This is a genomic window from Psychroflexus salarius, assembly GCF_900129035.1.
Taxonomy (GTDB): Bacteria; Bacteroidota; Bacteroidia; order Flavobacteriales; family Flavobacteriaceae; genus Psychroflexus; species Psychroflexus salarius.
Genome location: NZ_FQTW01000022.1, coordinates 1 through 4,957, shown reverse-complemented (window position 1 = coordinate 4,957; position 4,957 = coordinate 1). Strand labels below are relative to the sequence as shown.

Sequence of the window (4,957 nt, the reverse complement as noted above, 5' to 3'; positions counted from 1 at the left end):
ACAAGCCGAATCAACTCGTACTTGCTCACTTGGGTTTTGTAATTGAAATTCATTACTTTTAAATCCGTAATAACTGCGGTTATACAAAAACGTTGTGTGCAATAAAAAAAGAAAACGAAGTATGAACAAAAAAAAGATTGGAATACATGGAGTTCCAAGGTCAGGAACCACATGGCTAGGAGAAATAATTAATAGTTCTGCCAATGTTAGGTACAAATATCAACCATTATTTTCGTATGAACTTAAGAACTTTCTAAATGACAATTCTGATTTAACAGAAATAAATAAATTCTTTGAAAAACTAAATAAAATTAGTTCTCCTTTCTTAGACCAAGAAGAAGCAAAGAAAAAAGGTATTATTCCTGTTTTTAATAAAAATAAAATTACGCATATTGTTTATAAAGAAGTTAGATATCACCATATTGTTAAAAATCTACTCTTAAAAGATTCTGAAATTAAAATTATTGGAATAATTAGAAACCCTTTGGCAGCTATTTATTCTTGGTTAAAATCTCCCAGAGAATTTAGGAAAGACTTAGGTTGGTCTGAAATTGAAGAATGGAGATATGCAAATAAAAAAAACAGTAATAAACCAGAAGAATTTTATGGTTTCGAAAAATGGAAAGAAGTTGCAAACTTATTTCTTGAATTAGAAAATCAATTCCCCGATAGATTTTTATTAATTAATTATAAAGACCTATTGAAAGATACTTATAATCAAGTTAATCGTCTTTTCTCATTTTGTGAACTAGATATTGAACAGCAAACGACTGCTTTCTTAAGCAATTCAAAAAGCATTGATAAAAACACGACATATTCAGTTTATAGAAATAAGCAGCATGATGATGAATGGAAGAATAAATTGAATTACCAAATCATAGATGAAATACAACAAGAATTAAAGAATACTCAACTAGAAAAATATTTGATGATATGAAACTCTCAATAATGCAACCTTACATTTTTCCCTATATCGGTTATTTTCATTTAATAGAAGCTACTGATAAGATAGTGTTTTATGATGATGTAAATTATATCAAGCGTGGTTGGATAAATAGAAACAGAATATTGCTGAATAAATCTGATTTTCTTTTCACTATTCCAGTTGAAAAAGCAAGCCAAAACAAACTCATTAACGAAATCAGACCACTTATCACCTATGATTTTACCGATAAATTTTTTGCTCAAATTGAGACCGCTTACAAGAAAGCACCTTATTACAAAAGTGTGGTTGAAATACTCAAAGCTGTATTTTCAGTACAGCACGATAACATTGCTGACTTAGCAATAAAATCAATTACCTCTGTCTACCAATATTTAGATATGGATATAAAATGGACAAAATCTTCAATTTCATCTCCAGAAACCAAAGGGATGGAAAAAGCTGATAGACTTATCCAAATCAATAAAAATTTGGGCTATTATAATTATGTTAATGCAATTGGTGGACAAGAACTGTATAGCAAGGAATATTTTAATAGCAAGGGAATAAAATTAAATTTTGTAAAATCACAAAAAGTGGAGTATAAACAGTTTGATAATGATTTTGTTCCTTGGCTTTCAATTATTGATGTATTAATGTTTAATGACAAAAAGGCTATGAAAGAACAATTTACTGCACACAACATTGTATAAAAGCAATAGCGGGTGAAGTGGTAAAATCTAAGTCTGTGCATTTAAAAAACTTTAGTAGTAACGGAAAGGTAGTCGCATTGAAATCCGCTACTGCTCTTATACTTAACCGTTGTACTGCATTTAAGAAAAATATTATGAAAATAGGAAATAAGATGATTAAAATTAGTTGGAAGTACCGAATAATATTTGCAATCGGAACTGCAATCCTTTACACTTTCTTACTTTGGACATTTGATTATTTCTCTGACGAAAAACTTTATTCAATTAACAGCTTGATTTTTCAAGGTTTGTTCTTTGGAATTTTTTTCGGAATTGGATTTCCTTACGTGAGTGAAAAATTTGCTGGAAAGTTTTCAAAAAAAATGGGAATGAAAATAAAACCAGAACTTGAATTAAATGAAGAAATCGAAATTGAAGGACCAGCAAACCTATTTCGCGGAATTGAAGGTGTTGGCGGAAAAATTTTCTTGACGAATAAAAAACTGATTTTTAAATCACATAAAATAAATGTTCAGAAAGGACAAACGAATATAGAATATTCAACAATACGAGAAATCGTTAAGAGAAAAACTGCAAAACTAATTGACAACGGAATCAGAATAATAACTGACAATGGAAAAGAGTACGATTTTGTAGTTAACGAGAGAGACTTGTGGTTCGAAAAAATAAATGAACGAACAAAATAAAAAACGCAGTACAACAACGTATATAGCTCATAGCTTGTTAGTTACTTAATCGAAGTTAAGGTATATTTGGAAAGTCGCCAAATTTTTTAATTTGACGATTTCCGATAAAAAAAGATAAATAGTAAAATTTAAAAATCTGGCTTGTACTTAATCCGAAAATAATCGCTAATTTATACGCTACGAGCCATATACAAAACCGTTATGCTTTATGTTGAAAAAAATCCCAAATAGAATTAAACTTCACAGAAAAACATTAAATTTGAATAAAACTAAATAGAGATGAGCATTCAAACAATATCGGTTGACTTTCCTAATGATATTCTTTTGGCTTTAAATGAGTCAGAAAATGACCTTAAAAAGCGAATCAAAGTAACATTAGCAATTCAATTATATAAACTTCAAAAATTGACAATTGGAAAAGCTGCACAGCTTTCTGGAATGTCACGACTTGAATTCGAAAAAGAACTCTGTAAAAATAAAATCTCAATTTCAAACTTGAATGAAGAAGATGTTTTAAGCGATATTGAAAAATTGAAATAATGAAAAACGGACTTGTAATTGCCGACGCGGGACCAATTTTTTCACTTGCAATTATCGATAAACTCGAACTTTTAAATCAACTCTTTGATGAAATTAAAATATCGAAAGCTGTTTGGGAAGAAATTACATTGAATAAAAGTACCGAATTTTACTACAATATAGAACAGTTTTTTAAGCCAAAAGTTTTGAGTATTAAAGGATTTAATGAACTGACATTTGTTATGGATTATGGAGAATCTGAATCTGTTATTTTATACAAGGAATTGAATGCAGATTTTTTACTCATTGATGACAAAAAGGCTAGAAAGATTGCCGAAAATTTTGACATAAAATGTATAGGAACGTTGGGAATATTATCAGTAGCAAAAGACAAAGGTTTATTAAATGACTTGAGACCGATATTTAAAACATTTCTTGAACATAATCGATATTATTCGATAAAATTACTGAATAAGTTGTTAGAAAGTCATAACGAGCTGAAAATAAAACACAAAGCATAACAGCGTATATAGTTTATGGCGGATTTTGTGTTAAATCAAAAATTTCAATATTTTAGAAAATTAAAAGCTAAACCGAATGGCGAGCGGTTTTTATCCCACCACAAACCATATACGCGAGACGTTGCACACAAACACTCCGAAAAAACTCGGGTCGGATAAATGACAGTTGAGAATCTGAATTTACCAAGCATTACCTGAAACGAATTGAAATACTTTTTTTAAAAGTCGAAATTTCCGCTTCTATCAAAAATTGGTTTTTAAATCTGAATAAAAAATAGAATTCTAAATATGACTTTTGACAAATGTTGAGCATTGAGCAGTTATCTGAATTTAAAAAATGAGCGTGAAAAACAAAATAGAAAATTGGAAAAACAAGACAGCGGAAATTAGCAAGTTTGAAAACAGATAATTTCACTCATGAAAACAAAATTTGAGAATTTAGATTTATATAGAACAACTTCTGCTCTACTCGACTGAATTCAATAGCTGAGCGAAAAAAATTGAAAACGTGAAAAGTGCTTCGTACCAAGCAGTACGTGTCGTGTCAGTGTGCAACAACGGCTATAATGCATTGCGGTTTGGAATTTTCTGTTGAAAATTCCAGTTAAAATAGTATTTTCGTTTACCAGCGGAATAATTCTGCGAATGATTCCGCAACGACATCATAGCCAAGACCGTTGGCAGTAAGCTAAAAACCGAACTTATGAAAAATCTATTGACAATAATCTTAACTCTTTTTTTTCAAATAATAATCGCTCAAACGAATTCCGCAACTGTGATTTACAAAATAAATTTGAACAAAGATTCTATACATAATGTTTCAGATAGATTTGTAAAGGAAATGATGGAACAAAGTGATTCGGTTTATGCAACGCTGAAATTTAACTCAAAAGAATCTAATTACTTTCTGGATTTTGACATTTCAAAAATGTACGGGACACCAAATCTGACAAGAATATTTGGCGGAAGTGATAATCTTATTTATTACAATCAAGAAAATAAAGAGTTCTTGAGCGAAACTCTTGTTCTTGACTATCCTGTGATTATTTCAAAAAAACCTATTGAATGGAAAATATTGAATAACGAAACCAAATTAATCAACGGTTATTTGTGTAAAAAGGCAATTGGAAAGAGAGCTAAAGTCAATGATACGGAATTGATAAAAAACTCTGAATTTATAGCTTGGTTTTGCCCTGAAATACCATTCAATTTTGGACCTGAAAGATTTCACGGTTTACCTGGATTAGTTTTGGAGTGTAATAGCAATATTGTGAAATTTGAATTAGAAAAAATAACTTGGCACAAAGAGGAATTGGAAATTAATAAACCGAATAGTGGTGAAATAATTAGCGAAGAGGAATTTAAAAATAGAGCTGGAAGATTTTAACAAAAAAAAGCCTACTGCCAACAACGGCTATAATTCATTGCGGTTGAATTCCTAATCGGAATTCATCGCAATTTTGTTATCTTTCGGCTACGGCGGAAAGAATCCTGCGGATTTTTCCGCAACGACATCATAGCCAAGACCGTTGTGCACTATTTGAGAAAAACCGAAAAATGAATAAAAATTCTACTGACATTAAAAAAGTATTTGAA

At 30.1% G+C, this 4,957-nt stretch carries 6 protein-coding genes; all 6 read left to right on the top strand.

Annotation, left to right across the window (positions count from 1 at the left end; translation table 11 throughout):
* Positions 1 to 121 precede the first annotated feature (121 nt).
* The 6 genes from BUB82_RS11430 (at position 122) to BUB82_RS11405 (ending at position 4,748) form a co-directional block, all read left to right on the top strand.
* Positions 122 to 937 carry a sulfotransferase domain-containing protein gene (locus BUB82_RS11430; RefSeq protein WP_073193754.1) on the top strand — a complete coding sequence of 272 codons (816 nt, stop codon included), beginning with the start codon at positions 122 to 124 and terminating at the stop codon, positions 935 to 937.
* Positions 934 to 1,635: a WbqC family protein gene (locus BUB82_RS11425; RefSeq protein WP_073193753.1), complete on the top strand. Its 702-nt coding sequence runs from the start codon at positions 934 to 936 to the stop codon at positions 1,633 to 1,635. Before BUB82_RS11430 ends, BUB82_RS11425 begins: the two co-directional genes overlap by 4 nt.
* A gap of 134 nt (positions 1,636 to 1,769) precedes the next feature.
* Entirely contained in the window at positions 1,770 to 2,321 is a 552-nt protein-coding gene (locus BUB82_RS11420; RefSeq protein ID WP_073193756.1) for a GRAM domain-containing protein, read from the top strand.
* Positions 2,322 to 2,600: 279 nt separating this feature from the next.
* Positions 2,601 to 2,861, top strand: a complete 261-nt coding sequence (locus BUB82_RS11415; protein WP_083574530.1) for a UPF0175 family protein — start codon at positions 2,601 to 2,603, stop codon at positions 2,859 to 2,861.
* The gene (locus BUB82_RS11410; RefSeq protein ID WP_073193752.1) at positions 2,861 to 3,361 is read left to right on the top strand and encodes a PIN domain-containing protein; all 501 of its coding nucleotides are present in this window, start codon (positions 2,861 to 2,863) and stop codon (positions 3,359 to 3,361) included. Before BUB82_RS11415 ends, BUB82_RS11410 begins: the two co-directional genes overlap by 1 nt.
* Positions 3,362 to 4,064: 703 nt before the next feature.
* On the top strand, positions 4,065 to 4,748 hold the full coding sequence (locus tag BUB82_RS11405) for a GLPGLI family protein (protein ID WP_073193751.1): 684 nt from the start codon (positions 4,065 to 4,067) through the stop codon (positions 4,746 to 4,748).
* The last annotated feature ends 209 nt before the right edge of the window (positions 4,749 to 4,957 follow it).